Below are 16702 nucleotides of genomic sequence, written 5' to 3'. Positions count from 1 at the left end.
CCGGAATTCCTCCGCCGGTAATGAGTGCGACGGCCTACCGTGACCGGATGCACGCGCGTTTCGCCCCGGTCCGGGACTGCTTCCACGACCTGTTCACCGCCGGCCGGGAGACCGGCGCGGCGCTGTCCGTCTGGCACGACGGCACACCGGTGCTGGAGCTGGTGGGCGGCAGCCGCGCGGCCGTACCGCCCGGTGCGGTGACGCCGGCCGTCGGGGCGGGTCGGCCATGGCTGCCGGACACGCTCGTCGACGTCTACTCGGTGGGCAAGCCGGTGGTGGCGTGCTGCCTGTTGTTGCTTGTCGACCGGGGTCGGGTCGACCTGGACGCGCCGGTGTCCGCGTACTGGCCGGGGTTCCGCGCCCCGGCCACCGTGCGGCAGGTGCTCGACCACACCGCCGGGTTGCCGGCCTTCCCGGTGCCCCGACCCGCCGAGGCGGTCACCGACTGGGAGCTGCTCTGCGCCGACCTGGCCGCGGCCGAGCCCGAGTGGGTGCCGGGCACCGTCGCGGGCGAGCACGCCTGGACGTACGGGCACCTGGTGGGTGAGCTGGTCCGCCGGGTGGACGGGCGGTCGGTGGGGCGCTTCCTGGCCGAGGAGATCGCCGGCCCGTGGCGGCTGGATCTGGCCTTCGGACTGGGCCCGGCCGACCGGCGGCGGTGCGCCGACCTGTCGTACGGCGATCCGGGCTGGCCGGACCGGATGCGCGGTGAGCCCGGCTCGCTGCGGGCCCGGGCGCTGGACAACCCGCCGGGCGGGCGGGACGTCGCCGTGGTGAACGGCGACGCGTGGCGGGCCGCGGAGATCCCGGCGGTGAACCTGCACGCCACCGCGTCCGGGCTGGCCCGGTTCTACGCGGGTCTGCTCGCCGGCGGCATCCTCGACGGGATCCGGCTGTTCGGTGCGGACCTGGTGGCCGAGGCGACCCGGGTGCAGTACGCCGGCCCGGATCTGGTGCTGGACCGGACGGCGCACTGGACGCTCGGCATGCAGTGGGAGCCGGACGGCAGTTGGGGCATGGGCGGCATCGGCGGCAGCAGCGCCTGGGCCGACCCGGCGCGCGGCTACACGTTCGCCTACGCGACCGCGCGGCTGGCCGACCACGACCGGGTGGACGAGCTGGTCGAGGCGTGGCACGCCTGCCTGTGACCGGGTGCGGTCAGCGCATCCAGACCGGATCGCTGCCGGGGACGTCCAGCGGTGACGGGTAGTCGAGGCCCCGACGGGTCCCGTCGGGCAGCCGCCACGGCTGGTGCACCGCCTTGCCCGGCACCGACTCCAGCTCCGGCACCCAGCGCCGCACGTACGCGCCGTCCGGGTCGTAGCGCTCGGCCTGCCGCACCGGGTTGAAGCCCCGGTACGGCCGGGAGTCGTTGCCGGTGCCGGCCACCCACTGCCAGTTGCCGGAGTTGTTGACCCGGTCGCCGTCGAGCAACCAGCGGAAGAAGACGTCCAGGCCCGGCCGCCAGTCCAGCCCGAGATGTTTGGTCAGGTAGCCGGCCGTGATCAGCCGGGCCCGGTTGTGCATCCAACCCTGGGCGCGCATCTGCCGCATGCCGGCGTCCACGATCGGCATCCCGGTGCGCCCCTCGGTCCAGGCCGCCAGCGCGTGGCTGTCGTCCCGCCAGTCCTCCCGGGCGCTCCGCCGGTAGGCGGTGGTGGACAGGTCCGGGAATCCGGCGACGACCTGGTGGTAGAAGTCGCGCCAGCAGAGCTGCCGGACGAACGGCCCGTCGCGGTCCCCGGCCCGGTTCGCCACCGCCAGCGGGGAGACACAACCCCATCGGAGGTACGGGCTGAGCCGGGAGGTGTCGTCGCCGGCCATGTCGTCGTGGATGTCGTCGTACCGGTCGAGGGTGGGCAGCCAGGCGGTGAGGCGGCGCCGGGCGACGCTCTCCCCGCCCTCGGCGGCGTCCGGGCTGTCGCCCTTCGGCGGTTCCGGCAGCCGGCCCGGGTCGACGCCGTTGGGCAGCCGGACCCGCTTCGGCGCGGCCAACTCCTCCCGGAGCCGCACGCCCTGCCAGGCCCGGAAGTAGGGGCTGAACACCCGGTAGTGGTCGCCGCCGGCCGGCCGCAGCGCGCCCGGCTCGACGATGGTCAGCCCGGGGAAGAGCCGGAGGAACATCCGGTGCCGCTCGCACTCGGCGCGCAGGCGGCGTTCCCGCCGGTGGGCGTACCGGGTCACGTCGGCGGAGAGCCCGATGCCCTCGGCGCCGACCTGCCGCGCCAGCTTGACCGTCTCGGCCACCGGGTCGCCGCGTCGGACGACCAGGTCACCGCCGCGTCTGCGCAGCGACTCGCGCAGCTCGGCCAGGCTCTGGTGGAGGAAGCGGGTGCGGTTCGGGGAAAGCTTCTGCAATGTCGGGTCGAGCACGTAGAGCGGCACCACCCGGTCGAACGCCGAGACGGCCGCCGCCAGCGCCGGGTGGTCGTGCACCCGCAGGTCGCGGGTGAACAGCACGACGGCCGTACGCTCGGTCATCCGGCCAGGGCCGGGGTGAGCGCCGGGCCGGGCACCCGCACCGGCGTGCCGGTCGGGGTGAGCAGCGACCGGGCGGCCACCGACATCCGCCGCCGCTGCGGCACCAGGGCCCGGCGGACGAAGACGTCGAACTCCTGGGCGGCGACCTCGTCGAGGATGCCCCCGTAGAGCGCGTACGCGGTGCGCATGCACGCCTGCGAGGCGGGGTTGAGCAGCGGGATGCCGGGCGCGGCGGCGAGGTAGTGGGCCTGGGCGCGGGTCACCTCGTACTCGATCAGCTCGCGGATCGCCGGCGTGGTCCGCCCGGCGGCCTTCGCGGCGAGCAGGTCGTCGCGGGTGACCTCGAACTTGGCCAGGTCCTCGTCGGGCAGGTAGGTCCGGCCGCGGTCGAGGTCCTCGGCGACGTCCCGGATGAAGTTGGTGAGCTGGAACGCGAAGCCGAGCTGGCGGGCGGGTTCCCGGGCGGCGGCCGGATCGGAGCTGCCCAGGATCGGCAGCATCATGGTGCCGATGACGGCGGCCGAGCCCTCCATGTAGTCGAGCAGGTCGTCGTAGGTGGGGTACGACATCACCGTCAGGTCCATCGCCATGCTGCGCAGGAACGACGCGAAGTCGGCGCGGTCCAGGTCGAACACGGCGATGGTGTGCAGCACGGCGGGGAGCAGCGGGTCGTCGACCGACGCACCGTGCAGGCCGGCGACGAACCGGTCCGACCATTCGCGCAGCCTGGCGGCCCGCTCGGCGGGCGGCAGGTCCTCGGTGCGGTCGACGATCTCGTCCGCGTAGCGGGTGAAGCCGTACAGGGCGTGCACATGCCGCCGTTTCCAAGCGGGGAGCAGCCGGGTGGCGAGATAGTAGGTACGGCCGTGACGCCGGTGCAGCTCGCGGCAACGGTCATAGGCAGCGGTGAGATCCGTGTCCACCGGCCCTCCTCGGTTTCGACGCAGCAATCGACGCAACTCGTAACCCTAGGGTACGCTCCCTCACATGGCCAACGACGCAGTTGCGGGTAATGCGCTCCGCGTCGCGCCGGCACAGCCGGAAGCGACGGACGATCCGGTCCGCGGCGTACTGGCCGCGTTCACGAAAGACCTGGTCAGGGGCGTTGACGACACGTTGACGGCATTCCTGGCCGCCGAAGTCGACGCGCTGACCGAGATCGACGCAGCCATGGGTGGTTTCGCCGCGACCGCACGCGACTGCGTGCTGGCCGGCGGCAAGCGGGTGCGCCCCACGTTCGCGTACTGGGGGTGGCGCGGGGTGGTCGGCGGCGACGCGCCGCTCGGCACGGTGCTGCCCGCCCTCTCCGCGCTGGAGCTGCTGCACGCGTTCGCGCTGGTGCACGACGACGTGATGGACGCCTCCGACACCCGGCGCGGCCGGCCCACCGCACACCGCGCCGCCGCCGCGCGGCACCGGGCCGCCGGGCACACCGGGGATCCCGACCGGTACGGCGAGGCGGTGGCCGTGCTCATCGGCGACCTCTGCATGGTCTGGGCCGACCGGCTGATGGCACACGCCACCGTGCCCGCGGACCGGCTGCTCGACGTGCGCCGCTGCTACGACCAGATGCGGGTGGAGACGGTCGCCGGGCAGTTCCTCGACGTGCTCGGCGAGAACGACGCGGCGAGCTGGTCGGTCGACCGGGCACTGCGGGTGGCCCGCTACAAGACCGCCAGCTACACCGTCCAGCGACCGCTGCTCTTCGGTGCCTGCCTGGGCGGCGCCGACGCGGACGGCCCGTTGATCGCCGCGTATACCCGCTACGGGCTGGCCGTCGGTGAGGCGTTCCAGCTCCGCGACGACCTGCTCGGCGTCTACGGCGACCCGGCGACCACCGGCAAGCCGGCCGGGGACGACCTGCGCACCGGCAAGCCGACCGCGCTGCTGATGCTGGCCCGGCAGCTCGCCGACCCGGCCCAGCGCCGCACGCTGGACCGGGCCGGCACGGTCGCCGACGCGTCCGAGGTGGCCCACCTGGCCGACCTGGTCCGGGACACCGGGGCCGCGGCCGGGGTGGAACGGATGATCGCCGAGCGGGTCACCGAGGCGTTGGCCGCGCTCGACACCGCACCTATCGACGAGACCGCGCGCACCGCGCTGACCGGCCTCGCCACCGCCGCCACCGCGCGGCGGTCCTGATGAACACCTTCGTGAGCACGAGCAAGGGAGCCGGAATGCGCACCGTGAACGGACGGACCGACCGGGTGGTCGTGGTCGGCGCCGGGCTGGGTGGGCTGGCCTGCGCGCTGCACCTGGCCGGCAGCGGCCGTCAGGTGACCGTGCTGGAACGCGAGCCGGTGCCCGGCGGGCGCGCCGGCCGGCTCAGCGTCGACGGGTACGAGTTCGACACCGGGCCGACCGTGCTCACCATGCCCGACCTGATCGCCGAGGCACTGGGCGCGGTGGGCGAGGAGCTGCGCGACTGGCTCGACCTGACCCCGCTCGACCCGGCCTACCGTGCCTACTACCCGGACGGGTCGACGCTCGACGTCATCACCGACACCACCCGGATGGCCGCCGAGATCGCCAAGGTCTGCGGTCCCCGGGAGGCGGACGGCTACCTGCGCTTCGTCGACTACGCGCGCAACCTGTGGAAGTGGGAACGGGCCGACTTCATCGAGCGCAACCTCGACGCGCCGACCGACCTGCTCACCGGCAACCTGCTGAAGCTGTTCGCCAACGGCGCGTTCCGGCGACTCCAGACGAAGATCAACCAATTCTTCCGCGACCCGCGTACCCAGCGGATCTTCTCCTTCCAGGCGATGTACGCCGGCCTGTCGCCGCACGACGCGCTGGCCATCTACACCGTCATCGCGTACCTCGACTCGGTGGCCGGGGTCAGCTTCCCGCGCGGCGGCATCCACGCGGTCTCCCGCGGCATGGCCGGCGCGGCCGAGAAGCACGGCGTGCAGATCCGGTACGGCACCACGGTGACCCGGGTCGAGACCGCCCACGGCCGGGCCACCGGCGTGATCACCTCGGACGGCGAGTTCGTCCCGGCCGACGTGGTGGTGCTCAACCCCGACCTGCCCGTCGCCTACCAGGAGCTGCTGCCGGAGAGCCGGCAGCGCAAGCTCACCTACTCGCCGTCCTGTGTGGTCCTGCACGTCGGTTCGACGCAGGGCTATGGCAAGATCGCCCACCACAACATCCACTTCGGACGTGCCTGGAAGGGCACGTTCGACGAGGTGATCCGGCGAGGCGAGCTGATGACCGACCCGTCGCTGCTGGTGACGAACCCGAGCCGCACCGACCCGTCGGTGGCCCCGGCCGGCCGGCACACCTACTACGTGCTGGCCCCGGTGCCGAACCTCGACCGGGCGCCGTTCGACTGGGCCGGTGACCTCACCGGGCGCTACGCCGACCAGCTCGTCGCCACGCTGGAGGAGCGCGGCTACGTCGGTTTCGGCGACGGCATCGAGGTGCTGCGCACCGTCACACCGGCCGACTGGGCCGCGCAGGGCATGGCCGCCGGCACCCCGTTCGCCGCCGCGCACAGCCTCTTCCAGACCGGCCCGTTCCGACCGTCGAACCTGCACCGCACGCTGGGCAACGTGGTCTTCGTCGGCTCCGGGACCCAGCCCGGCGTGGGGGTGCCGATGGTGCTGATCAGTGGCAAGCTGGCCGCCGCGCGAATCACCGGGCAGTCCCGGTGAGCGCGAGGAGCGCAGCGAAGCGGAGCCCCGCAGTCGCGAACGAAAGGCGGGCCCGGTGAGCGCGAGGAGCGCAGCGAAGCGGAGCCCCGCAGTCGCGAACGAAAGGCGGGCCCGATGACCGGGCGGGAGAAGCACCTGGTCGAGCTGGTCGACGACGGTGGCCGGGTGATCGGCGAGACCAGCGTGGCCACCGCCCACCAGCCGCCCGGCCGGCTGCACCGGGCCTTCTCGGTGCTGCTCGTCGACCCCGCCGGGCGGGTCCTGCTCCAGCGGCGGGCCGCGGTCAAGACCCGGTTCCCGCTGCGCTGGGCGAACTCCTGCTGCGGGCACCCGCTGCCCGGCCAGTCGCTGGTCGACGCCGCCAACCGCCGGCTCGGTGAGGAGCTGGGCGTCGATCCGGTCGACCTGACCGAGGTGGGGACGTACCTCTACTACGCCGAGGATCCGGCCACCGGCCGGGTCGAGTTCGAGTACGACCACGTGCTGCGCGCCGACGTGCCCGCCGACCTGCCCACCCGGCCCGACCCGGACGAGGTGGCCGAGTTGCGTTGGGTGGATCCGGTCGCGGTGATCGCCGACCTCGACGCCGACCCCCGGGCGTACGCGCCCTGGCTGGGCGGCGTGGTGAACCGGCTCCTGCACCCGGCCGACCCGGCCCGGTCGGGCGAGCCCGCCGAATCATCCCGGTCGGGCGTGCCCGCCGCCGAGGCACCGGAGCGGTCGGGTGGCCGATGAGGCGCTGAGCGCGGGGGCCGTCGCGCGCCGGTTGGGCGTGGCGGTCACCACGCTGCGCACCTGGCACCAGCGGTACGGTCTCGGCCCCAGTGAGCACGTGCCCGGCCACCACCGGCGCTACACGCCCGCCGACCTGGCCCGGCTGGAGATCATGCGGCGGCTCACCGTGGAGGGGGTGTCGCCCGCCGAGGCGGCCCGCTGGGCCCGGCAGGCGCCGGCCGTGCCGCCGCCGGAACGGCTCGGCCTGAAGGCCGGCGTCAGCACCGCCCGGGACGGCGGCGGGGCCACCATCCCGGTCGGGCGGGCCGGCCCGGTCGCCCGTGGCCTGGCCCGGGCCGCCATGCGGCTGGACTCGGTGGCGATCGGCCGCACCATCGCGGACTCGCTCGCCGCGGACGGCGTGGTGGCGACCTGGGAGGGGCTGCTCCGGCCGGTGCTCGCCGGCATCGGGGAGCGGCACGCCGCCACCGCCGGTCTGATCGAGGTGGAGCACCTGATGTCCCGGTGCGTCTCCGAGGCGTTCGCGTCGGTGGCGCGCGCCCACCCGGCCGTCGGAACGCCTCGGATCCTGCTCTCCTGCGCGGACGAGGAGCAGCACTCGCTACCCCTGGAGGCGCTGGCCGCCGCGCTGGCCGAGATCGGTGTGAGCTATCGCATGCTCGGGGCCCGGGTGCCGACGCCCGCCCTGGTCGAGGCCGTCAACCGGACCGGGCCGGCGGCCGTGGTGGTCTGGTCGCACATCCGCGCCACCGCCGATCCGCACCAGCTCATCGCGCTGCTGGCCGCCCCGCGCCGGCCGCTGCTGGTGCTGGCCGCCGGGCCGGGCTGGCGGGCCGACTCGCTACCGGCCGGAGTGGTCCGCCCGGTCGACCTGGCCGAGGCGCTCTCGCTGGCCGTGGCCGTACGGGATTCGCTGGATCAGTCGACGGCGGGCTGAGGCCCCACTCCCGCTCCGGGGGCGGCGTCCACTACGGTCGGAAAGTCCGTCTGACCCGACCCCCTCCGGGAGCGACAGATGCCTCGACGCACCCTGTTGGCGTTCGCCCTCGGCCTGGTACTCCTCGTCACCGGCTGCGGCGGCCCGGGCAAGGCCCCCCAACGGGTCACCGCCCAGCCGTCCGTCCCGGCCGCGCCGTCGCCGACGCCGACACCCAGTCCGAAGCCCCAGCCGAGCCGCACCACCCCGAAGCCGAAGCCGACGCTGCGTCCGCTGCCCAAGAAGCTCCCGGCCGGGCTGCACCGGCGCAGTGGCAGCCCCGGGGTGGCGCTCACGTTCGACGACGGGCCGGACCCCCGCTACACGCCGCAGATCCTGGCCCAGCTCCGGGCGGCCCACGTCACCGCCACGTTCTGTCTGGTCGGTAAGCAGGCCAAGCGCTACCCGCACCTGGTGGCCCAGATCGTCCGCGAGGGGCACCAGCTCTGCAACCACAGTTGGCGGCACGACGTGGACCTCGGCCGGCGGCCGGCGGCCGAGATCCGGGCCGACCTGGAACGGACCAACCGGGCCATCCGCGCCGCCGCGCCCGATGCGCCGATCACCTGGTTCCGCCAGCCGGGCGGCCGGTGGACCGCCGAGGAGCTGACCGTCGCCCGGCAACTGGGCCTGCGTCCGCTGCACTGGAGCGTCGACCCGCAGGACTGGGACCACCCGCCGGCGAAGAAGATCATCGCGCGGGTGGAGTCGGCTGCCCATCACGGTTCGGTCGTGCTGATGCACGACGCGGGCGGCGACCGAACCCAGACCATGGCCGCGTGCCGGCGCCTGATTCCCGATCTCAAACGGCGGTACGGCATCGTCCGGCTCCGGTGACACCGTCGCTGAGCTGCGGCTTCGCTCGGCGGTGTGCGGGCGGCCATACCGGTTTGGCCGTCCGAGGAGGGATGGCATATGCTTCTCCTGCCTCCGGCGGGGCCGGATGGGAGCAAGTCCGCTTGAAGTTGCGAGTGTGCAATGATGGCGGGGCCGCCCTCATCGTCTAGCGGCCCAGGACGCCGCCCTTTCAAGGCGGTAGCACGGGTTCGAATCCCGTTGGGGGCACGGTCCGGCTCGCGCCGGATGCAACATCAGCAAGGTCCTGTGGAGCAGTTGGAGTGCTCGCCGCCCTGTCAAGGCGGAGGTCGCGGGTTCAAGTCCCGTCAGGACCGCAAGCGCTGACGCCGCGCACCTCATGCGCGGCGTTCTGCGTATCGGCAGTGCGATAGCATGTGCCGAGCACCACGGCCAGGTAGCTCAGTTGGTACGAGCGTCCGACTGAAAATCGGAAGGTCGGCGGTTCGACCCCGCCCCTGGCCACATAGCCTTTCGCCGGGCTACAGGAGCGCCGACCAGCGGAAACGCCGGTCGGCGTTCTGCTTTCCTACCGCCAGCCGTCCGTCCGGGTCGATTCGCGAGGACGAGCAGCTCGCGTCATGGCCGCGAGGGTTTCAAGCCCTCACGCACTGCGGCCACGGGGGTACATTCCAGCAAGGTATCGCCACTCTGAGTAACCGTCAGCTCCGCTTGGGCGCGGATCGCGCTAGCGCTCCGTAGTTGCAAACCCAGGCCCCAAATGTAAGTTTGGAACTCGAGACTTTAGATGTGACCTCGAGCGCTAAGCTGGACTTCTAATTACAGCGCTGAAATTAAAGTTTCTAGGGGATGGCTTACAAACCGTGGACCTCGAGGCGTTCGCCTCGTCTCCCGCCGGCATCCTGGTCCCGATCAACGGCCACGACGCTCGGTACGACGAGCCCTACGATCACCAGGCGTTCCTGCCGCACCCTCTGCCGATCCGCCTTACCCTCGAGCAGGAAACCTTCCGGAACCTCACCGCGGCAACCGCTGCCGTGGCGCGGCTTGATCAGGCAGCGATCAGGCTTCCAAACCCCATGCTTCTGGCAAGGCCGGCGATCCGCCGCGAGGCTGTCAGCACCTCCGCCCTTGAGGGAACCTATGCAGCACTGGACGACGTGCTTGAGGCCGACTTCCTGGCGGACCGGGAGGTATCAGCCACCGTTTCCGAGGTCGTGAACTACGTCCGAGCCGCCGAGCTGGCGTACGAGTGGATCAAGGACAGGCCGATCACCATCGGCATGCTGCGCGAACTCCAGAAGATCCTCGTACGGGGAACCTGCGGGGAAACAGCCGACGCCGGCAACGTCAGGACCATCCAAGTCTTCATCGGCCTCAGCGCCGGCCGCGTCAACGAAGCCCGCTTCGTCCCTCCGCCACCGGGCGACCAGTTGCAGGCTGGCCTGGAGGCGTGGGAGGACTGGATCACCGGCAGGGACGACTTTCCACTGATTGCCAAGATGGCCCTCGGCCACTACCAGTTCGAGACACTTCATCCGTTCAACGACGGAAACGGTCGCCTGGGGCGGTTGGTCTGCGTACTCCAACTCGCCTCCGAAGGAGAGCTGCGCGTTCCGGTTCTGAACCTCTCGCCATGGTTGGAGGTGCGACGGCGGGAGTACCAGGACCACCTCCTCCGGACCAGCATGACCGGCAAGTTCGATCCCTGGATCCGGTTCTTCTCAGAGGCAGTACGAGCACAGGCGGTCTTGGCCGTCGACCGCATCGACGCTCTACTCGATTGGAAGGAGCACGCGCTCGAGCGCCTCAGAGACGCCAACGTGCGGGGGGTAGCCGTCAGGATCGTTGAGGACCTGATCGGTTACCCGATGATCAGCCCAACCACCGCGTCCAAGATGTACGGCGTCTCTTATCCGGCGGTGAACACTGCCATCCGCCGGTTGGAGCATCTCGGGATCCTGCAGGAGCGGACGGGACGACGCTACGCCCGCCTCTTCGCCGCCAAGGACGTACTTCGGATCATCGATTCCCGGTAGTCGCAACTCGCGATCTCCTCGTCGTCACCCCCGGCCTCGGGGACCGGGTCAGCGCTCTGCGCGCTGTGGGCGCACACCGCTCTGGATGGCTTCCCAGACACTCCGGCCGGTTTGACGCAGCGCCTGGCCGGCCTGGCTGGCCAACTGTCCTGCCCCGCCACCCGGCGACTGTCCCCGCCCCGGCTCCCCGTCACCTGATCCGGCGCCACTTCCGCCGATCCCACCCTCGCCACCGCGGGTAGCGGTAGTGGCCGCACCAGCCGGTGGGGCACCGCGGGCCCCGGCCTCCGTCGCGGACGCGGACGGCTCCCCCGAATCGGCCGCATGCGTCGGCGCCGCACCGGCCGGCCAGGCACTCTCACCGCTCTCCGGGCCCACCTCCTCGGGCGGGACGTCCGCCGACCGGTCGCCGGTGGGCGGCGCAGCCCGGACAAGCGAGTCCACCGCGGCGGGTCCGGCCCGGTCGAGCACCTCACCGCTCTCGGCCACCTCCTCCACCACCGGCCCGGCGACCCGGCCGGTCGCCCGGTGCACGTCGTCGACCGTCACTCCGACGGAGCGAGCCAGCGCGTCGATCAGTTGCGGGTTGCGGTCGATAGTCGTCAGCGCCCGGTCCAGGATCTGCACCAGCTTCTCCAGCCGTACCTTGAGCAGGGCCTCGGCCCGGACCCCGGTGATGTCCAGCTCGACGCCCTCCAGGTGCACCCGCACGCCCGCGTCGAGTTGGAGCAGGTTGGCCAGCCGGGCCCGCAGCGAGAGGTCCGCGTCGAGCCCGTCGACCGCGAGCCGGATCTCGTCGACCGACAACTCCGGCACGTCGAGCAGGACGTCCGGCTCCGGCTCGGCCGCAGCCCGGGAGACGGTCGGCTCCCGGGCCCGTTCGGTGGCTCCGCTGTCGCTCATGCTCCGCTCCCCCATCGGTCGGTCCGGGCCAGCGGCGGTTACCCGCTTTCGGATCCGACATCCGCCGGGCGGTTCACGGTCGGGAACCGGCGTTCCCGCTGTCCGGAAGCAGCCGAAAGCAAAGCTGCACAGCGAGACATCAGCCGGTATGGTCCGGGCTTATGGGACAGGAGATGGCCGATCCGGATGAGGTCCGGCAGGAATCCGACCGCTTCTACCTCCGCAGCAGCATCCTCGTCCCGGCATCCGGCGAGCGGGCGTACGCCGTCTTCACCGGCGCGCTGGCCGACTGGTGGGTGCGCGAATACACCTGGTCCGGGCCGGAGGCGCTGGCCGGGCTCGGGGTCGAGCCGAGGGCCGGCGGCATGCTCTACGAGATCGGCCCGTACGGCTTCCGCAACGACTGGGGCCGCGTGCTGACCTGGGATCCGCCCCGCCGACTGGTCTTCACCTGGCAGATCGGGCCGGACCGGGTGCCGGTGCCGGACCCGGCCCGGGCCAGCGAGGTGGAGGTGCTCTTCCACCCGGAGGGCCCCGACTCGACCCGGGTGGACGTCGAGCACCGTTACTTCGACCGGCACGGCTCGGCCGCCGAGGGCTACCGCGAGGCACTCACCGCCGGCTGGCACGAGCTGCTCTGCCGCTACCTGGCGACGGTCACCCGGACCACCGACTGACCGACCCCACGCGACCGCGCGGCTCAGCCGGCGATGCCCCGGCTCGCGCCGCTGCCGGTCAGGCCGGTGTCGCCCAGGTCGGCCCGGCGGCCCGCGGCGGCACCCGAGCCGAAGCCACCTCCGGCGAGCCGGCGGCGCGGGGCGGTACGCAGTCGCGGGTACGTCTCGGCGAGCCGGCGCTGGACGCGGTCGGAACGGTCGGCGAGCACCAGCGCCACCGACGGCACGCCGGCCTCGGCGGCGGCGCCGGCCTCGGCCGCGCGGAGCCGCTCGGCGATCACCTGGGCGAAGCCGGCCAGCCAGGTGCGCCGGAACGCGGCCGGGTGCTCCCCGACCGGCACGGCGGCCCCGGCCAGCCCGTGCGCCGCTTGGACCAGCAGCGAGGTGAAGAGCAGCTCGACCCGTTCCAGGTCGCTGGCGAAGCCGAACAGGTGCATGGCGAAGCCGTTGCCGTGGCGGCGGCGGACGCAGCGGCAGCGCAGCGGGTCGGCGACGGCGGCGAGCAGGCCGGCCTTGTCCCGGGCGTACGGGGCGACCACCTCGACCGTCCGGTCACCGACCGGGTCGACGGCCGGGTCCCGGGCGGCGAGCAGCGCCCGGTCGACGCCGTACCGGGCGATCAGCTCGGTGGCCTTGGCCATGAACGTGGCCGCCTCGGCGGGCGTGCAGGCCGGGTCCTCGGCCTGGGCGAGCAGCTTGCGCACCTTGCTGAGCATCGCCTCGGACATCAGTCAGGGTTACCACAACCAGGCGACGGCTGGTCAGTCCTCCCGGCTGCGCAGCGTGGCGATGGTCGATCCGGCGAGCGTGAGCAGGCAGTCGGGCAGCAACCCGTCGGCCGCTGCCGCACCGAACAGCGCCTCGCCGGTGTCGGCGTCGTCGTTGGCGTACGCGCTGACGAACCGGGCCACCCAGCGGGTGTCGTAGTCGGCCTGGTCGATGTCGGGAAAGTCGAGCGCGGCGGTGCCCGCCGGGGCGTCGTCGCCGAGCATGGTGGCGGCCAGGCACCAGGCCACCCCGTACGCACCGGCCAGCCCGGAACGGTCCACCACCGCGTCGAAGGCGCCGACCACACCGGCGCCGTCGCCGGCCAACGCCGAACGGAGCACGGCGGTCGCGTCGTCCAGCGTCTGCTGTGCGTCATCGGTCACCTGCGGAACAGTAACGCCGGGGGTCAAGCGGTGACCCGGAACCAGCATGTCGATCACCGAGAGTGATACCCGCAGTCGGGGTGCCGACGGAGCCCGGTCCACAGTCCCGCGTGCCGCGCCGGCACGCTAATGTGCGCAGCGGACCTTCGCCGGAGGAAGGACGACCATGCTTGGAAATCGCACGTCGCGCGCGGCCCTGTCCATGGCCTGCGCGGCGCTCCTGCTCGCTACCAGCGCCTGCGGGAGTGACGAGCCGAAAGACGCGGGCACCACCCAGGTCCGCCTCTACGGCACCGACGGCAACATGCAGAACTCCTTCGCCGCGGAACTCAAGGACCGGGCGAATCTCCTCAACGGCATGAAGGGCACCACCCCGCTCACGCCGCTGCCGGAGAGCTTCAAGGAGCGGCTACGCAACGTCAATCCGAAGCTGACGGACTATCTCTACTCCGCCGAGTCGTACGACGCCGTGGTGATCAGCGCGCTGGCGGCCCAGCTCGCCGGCACCACCGCGCCGGCCGAGATCGCCAAGCAGATCGTCGGCGTGACCACCGGCGGCCAGCGCTGCGACGAGGTGGCCGTCTGCCTCCAGCTCGCCCGTGCCGGCCAGGACCTGGAGTACCGGGGGGTGTCGCTGACCCGGGCCGGTTTCACCGACAACGGCGAGCCGGCCACCGCGAGCTACGGCACGCTGCACTTCGACAACCAGCAGCTCGACGACGCGAAGACCGAGTTCGTCGGCGCCGGCGAGGAGTCCGGGGCGAGCACCAAGACGCCGCCGCGCGGCCGCAAGCCCCGCGCCGGCAAGGCGAAGGACGCGCCGCTGGTGCTCGGCGGCCTGCTGCCGAAGACCGGTGACCTGGCGTTGGCGTACCCGCCGATGGCCGCCGCGGTCACGCTCGCGGTCAACGAGATCAACGCCGGCGGCGGGGTGCTCGGCGAACCGGTGAAGTTCGTCGAGGGCGACGACGGCACCAACCCGGCGGTGGCGAAGGCGACCGTTGCCACGCACGTCGCCCAGGGCATCCCGGTCATCATCGGCGCCGGCGCGTCCGGCATCTCCCGGGCGGTGCTGCCGGACGTGGTGGCCGCCGGGCGGATCCTCTTCTCGCCGTCGAACACGGACGCGGGGCTGAGCACCGTGGACGACAAGGGGCTCTACTTCCGTACCGCCCCGCCGGACAGCCTCCAGGGTCGCGCGCTGGCCGACGTGATGCTGCGGGACGGCCCCCGCAAGATCGTGCTGCTGGCCCGTAAGGACTCCTACGGCGAGGGCCTCCAGGAGAACGTCCGGGCCGAGCTGGAGAAGGCCGGGGTCGGGGCGGACCGGGTCAAGCTGCTGACCTACACGCCGCCGGAGGACCCGAAGACGCCCGTCGACTTCACCGGCATCGCCGGGGACATCAAGAGCTTCGGCCCGGAGGCCGTGCTGGTGATCGGATTCGGCGAGTCGGCGGCCGCGATCACCGCGCTGGCCGACGCCGGGGTGCAGATCCGGGACTGAGCCCGACGAGCATCGAGGGCCGCGCCGGGAGTTCCCGGTGCGGCCCTCGGCGTTCGCGGTTCAGCGCGCCCGGCGCCGCTCCAGGAACTCGGTCATCCGCCGGTGCTTCTCCTCGTCCTCGAAGAGCACCGCCTGGCTCAGCAGGTCGAGCTGCGGGTGCGCGGCCGACGGCGCGTCCACCGCCAGCTTGGTCAGCCGCAGCGCCAACGCCGAGCCCTTGGCCATCTCGTCGAGCAGGCCGTGCGCGGTGGGCAGCAGCTCCGCCGGGTCGTCCACCACCCGGTTCACCAGGCCGATCCGCAGCGCCTCGTCGGCGTCCACCCGCCGGCCGGTGAAGAGCAGTTCCTTGGCCCGGGCCTCGCCGATCAACGCCGGCAGCCGGTAGGTCGCGCCGGCGCCGGCCAGGATGCCCAGCCGCACCTCGGGCTGGCCGAAGACCGCCCGGCCCGTGCACACCCGAAGATCGCAGGCGTACGCCAGCTCGGCGCCGCCGCCCAGCGCCGGGCCGTCGACGGCCGCCACGGTGGGCATCGGCAGCGCCCGGATGCGCGCGAAGACGCCCTGGTTGATGGCGGCCAGCGCGTCCAGCCGGCCGCGCTCGCGGAGCTGCCCGATGTCGGCGCCGCCGGCGAAGATGCCCGCCGCCCCGCCGGTGAGCAGCATCAGCCGGGGGCGCGCCTCCAACTCGGCGCAGACCGTGTGCAGCTCGCCGACCAGGTCGGCGTCGATCGCGTTGCGTTTCTCCGGTCGGTCCAGCGTGACCACGAGCCGGTCCGGCAGTTCCTCGATCCGCAGCCCGCTCATTGTTTGACGCCGCCTTCCCAGGTGTAGAAGCCCTGCCCGGACTTCTTGCCCAGCCTGCCGGCGGCGACCATCTCCACAAGCAGCGGCGGCGGCGCGAAGCGGTCGCCGTACGCGGCCTGGAGCGTCCGCGCGATGTCGAGTCGGACGTCCAGCCCGACCAGGTCGGTCAGCTCCAGCGGGCCGACCGGGTGCCGGTAGCCGAGCACCATCGCCTTGTCGATGTCGGCCGGGGCGGCCACCCCGTCGGCCACCATCCGGATCGCCTCCAGACCGAGCGTGACGCCGAGCCGGGAGGTGGCGAAGCCGGGCATGTCGCGTACCACGACGGGGTCCTTGCCGAGCCGGGCGGCAAGCGCGACGGCCGCTTCGGTGGTCTCCGGCGCGGTGGCCGCGCCGACCACGACCTCCAGCAGCGCCATCGCCCAGACCGGGTTGAAGAAGTGCAGCCCGAGGAAGTCCGCCGGGCGGTTCAGCCCGTCGGCCAGCTCGGCGATCGGGATGCTGGAGGTGTTGCTGCCCAGCAGCGCCGGCCGGCGGCCCTCGGCCTCGCGGAGCACGGCGCGCTTGAGGTCGAGGCGCTCCGGGACCGCCTCCACGATCACGTCCGGTCCCTCGGCCACCTCGGCCAGCCCGGCCCGCAGGGTCACCCGGACCCGGTTGGCGGTGGCCGCCTCGGCGGTCAGCTTGCCCCGCTGCACGGCGCGGTCCCACAGCTCGCCGAGCCGCCGGACCGCGTCGGCCCCCCGGTCGGGGTCCACCTCCACCAGCTCGACCGCGTACCCGGCGCCGGCCGCCACGTACGCGATGCCGAGGCCCATGGTGCCGGCCCCGACGACCACAAAACGACCACTCATCGTGTCCCCTCGCCGCGGCGGTGGCGCGCGGGGTCTCCGCCGCACCGGGCCGGCCGCTCGCTCGTCCCTGGATGCGACCCTATGCAGGACGGGCCCGCCGGGC

The 16702-nt window shown here is 72.9% G+C and carries 16 protein-coding genes and 3 tRNA genes; 12 read left to right on the top strand and 7 right to left on the bottom strand.

The features are described from left to right. Positions 1 to 47 precede the first annotated feature (47 nt). Positions 48 to 1148 carry a serine hydrolase domain-containing protein gene (locus ACZ6O5_RS19245; protein WP_465978788.1) on the top strand — a complete coding sequence of 367 codons (1101 nt, stop codon included), beginning with the start codon at positions 48 to 50 and terminating at the stop codon, positions 1146 to 1148. Between the two features lie 10 nt (positions 1149 to 1158). Here the strand turns inward: ACZ6O5_RS19245 and ACZ6O5_RS19240 are convergent, their stop codons facing one another. Further along, on the bottom strand, positions 1159 to 2481 hold the full coding sequence (locus ACZ6O5_RS19240; protein WP_465978786.1) for a cryptochrome/photolyase family protein: 1323 nt from the start codon (positions 2479 to 2481) through the stop codon (positions 1159 to 1161). Further along, complete coding sequence (locus ACZ6O5_RS19235) at positions 2478 to 3404, bottom strand: phytoene/squalene synthase family protein (protein ID WP_465978784.1); 927 nt, start codon at positions 3402 to 3404, stop codon at positions 2478 to 2480. The genes ACZ6O5_RS19240 and ACZ6O5_RS19235 overlap by 4 nt, the downstream gene beginning before the upstream one ends. A 64-nt stretch (positions 3405 to 3468) precedes the next feature. Here ACZ6O5_RS19235 and ACZ6O5_RS19230 point away from each other — a divergent pair, with 64 nt between their 5' ends. The 9 genes from ACZ6O5_RS19230 to ACZ6O5_RS19190 all read left to right on the top strand — a co-directional run bounded on the left by ACZ6O5_RS19230 (position 3469) and on the right by ACZ6O5_RS19190 (position 10706). Continuing rightward, positions 3469 to 4623 carry a polyprenyl synthetase family protein gene (locus ACZ6O5_RS19230; RefSeq protein ID WP_465978782.1) on the top strand — a complete coding sequence of 385 codons (1155 nt, stop codon included), beginning with the start codon at positions 3469 to 3471 and terminating at the stop codon, positions 4621 to 4623. A gap of 35 nt (positions 4624 to 4658) precedes the next feature. Then, positions 4659 to 6140 carry a phytoene desaturase family protein gene (gene crtI / locus ACZ6O5_RS19225; protein WP_465978780.1) on the top strand — a complete coding sequence of 494 codons (1482 nt, stop codon included), beginning with the start codon at positions 4659 to 4661 and terminating at the stop codon, positions 6138 to 6140. A gap of 114 nt (positions 6141 to 6254) precedes the next feature. Beyond that, entirely contained in the window at positions 6255 to 6875 is a 621-nt protein-coding gene (gene idi / locus ACZ6O5_RS19220) for an isopentenyl-diphosphate Delta-isomerase (RefSeq protein WP_465978778.1), read from the top strand. Further along, the gene (locus tag ACZ6O5_RS19215; protein ID WP_465978776.1) at positions 6865 to 7812 is read left to right on the top strand and encodes a MerR family transcriptional regulator; all 948 of its coding nucleotides are present in this window, start codon (positions 6865 to 6867) and stop codon (positions 7810 to 7812) included. The genes idi and ACZ6O5_RS19215 overlap by 11 nt, the downstream gene beginning before the upstream one ends. A gap of 78 nt (positions 7813 to 7890) precedes the next feature. Then, a complete protein-coding gene (locus ACZ6O5_RS19210; protein WP_465978774.1) occupies positions 7891 to 8688 on the top strand; it encodes a polysaccharide deacetylase family protein in 798 nt (265 codons plus the stop codon). A gap of 155 nt (positions 8689 to 8843) precedes the next feature. Further along, positions 8844 to 8916: transfer RNA gene (locus tag ACZ6O5_RS19205), tRNA-Glu, on the top strand. A 33-nt stretch (positions 8917 to 8949) separates the two neighbouring features. After that, a tRNA-Asp gene (locus ACZ6O5_RS19200) sits at positions 8950 to 9023 on the top strand. 74 nt (positions 9024 to 9097) lie between these two features. Further along, positions 9098 to 9171 (top strand) — tRNA-Phe (locus tag ACZ6O5_RS19195). A 359-nt stretch (positions 9172 to 9530) separates the two neighbouring features. Further along, complete coding sequence (locus ACZ6O5_RS19190) at positions 9531 to 10706, top strand: Fic family protein (RefSeq protein ID WP_465978772.1); 1176 nt, start codon at positions 9531 to 9533, stop codon at positions 10704 to 10706. Positions 10707 to 10754: 48 nt separating this feature from the next. Here the strand turns inward: ACZ6O5_RS19190 and ACZ6O5_RS19185 are convergent, their stop codons facing one another. After that, a complete protein-coding gene (locus ACZ6O5_RS19185) occupies positions 10755 to 11609 on the bottom strand; it encodes a hypothetical protein (RefSeq protein ID WP_465978770.1) in 855 nt (284 codons plus the stop codon). 161 nt (positions 11610 to 11770) lie between these two features. On the opposite strand from ACZ6O5_RS19185, the gene ACZ6O5_RS19180 reads away from it, so the two are divergent. Then, positions 11771 to 12286 carry an SRPBCC family protein gene (locus tag ACZ6O5_RS19180; protein WP_281933532.1) on the top strand — a complete coding sequence of 172 codons (516 nt, stop codon included), beginning with the start codon at positions 11771 to 11773 and terminating at the stop codon, positions 12284 to 12286. Positions 12287 to 12309: 23 nt separating this feature from the next. Here the strand turns inward: ACZ6O5_RS19180 and ACZ6O5_RS19175 are convergent, their stop codons facing one another. Together ACZ6O5_RS19175 and ACZ6O5_RS19170 are read right to left on the bottom strand one after the other, a co-directional pair. Continuing rightward, positions 12310 to 13014, bottom strand: a complete 705-nt coding sequence (locus ACZ6O5_RS19175; RefSeq protein ID WP_405091928.1) for a DUF2786 domain-containing protein — start codon at positions 13012 to 13014, stop codon at positions 12310 to 12312. A 33-nt stretch (positions 13015 to 13047) separates the two neighbouring features. Then, positions 13048 to 13437, bottom strand: a complete 390-nt coding sequence (locus tag ACZ6O5_RS19170) for a hypothetical protein (protein WP_465978767.1) — start codon at positions 13435 to 13437, stop codon at positions 13048 to 13050. 166 nt (positions 13438 to 13603) lie between these two features. Here ACZ6O5_RS19170 and ACZ6O5_RS19165 point away from each other — a divergent pair, with 166 nt between their 5' ends. Next, on the top strand, positions 13604 to 14941 hold the full coding sequence (locus tag ACZ6O5_RS19165; RefSeq protein ID WP_431935883.1) for an ABC transporter substrate-binding protein: 1338 nt from the start codon (positions 13604 to 13606) through the stop codon (positions 14939 to 14941). A 60-nt stretch (positions 14942 to 15001) separates the two neighbouring features. On the opposite strand, the gene ACZ6O5_RS19160 is transcribed toward ACZ6O5_RS19165, so the two are convergent. Together ACZ6O5_RS19160 and ACZ6O5_RS19155 are read right to left on the bottom strand one after the other, a co-directional pair. Further along, on the bottom strand, positions 15002 to 15745 hold the full coding sequence (locus tag ACZ6O5_RS19160) for an enoyl-CoA hydratase/isomerase family protein (RefSeq protein ID WP_465978764.1): 744 nt from the start codon (positions 15743 to 15745) through the stop codon (positions 15002 to 15004). Then, positions 15742 to 16599 (bottom strand): 3-hydroxyacyl-CoA dehydrogenase family protein, encoded by an 858-nt coding sequence (locus tag ACZ6O5_RS19155; protein ID WP_465978762.1) that lies wholly within the window; start codon positions 16597 to 16599, stop codon positions 15742 to 15744. The genes ACZ6O5_RS19160 and ACZ6O5_RS19155 overlap by 4 nt, the downstream gene beginning before the upstream one ends. Between the last annotated feature and the right edge of the window lie 103 nt (positions 16600 to 16702).

It is taken from the genome of Micromonospora sp. NPDC049201 (assembly GCF_055586805.1).
Note: the sequence above shows the minus strand (reverse complement) of the source record. Positions and strands in the feature narration are given on the sequence as shown.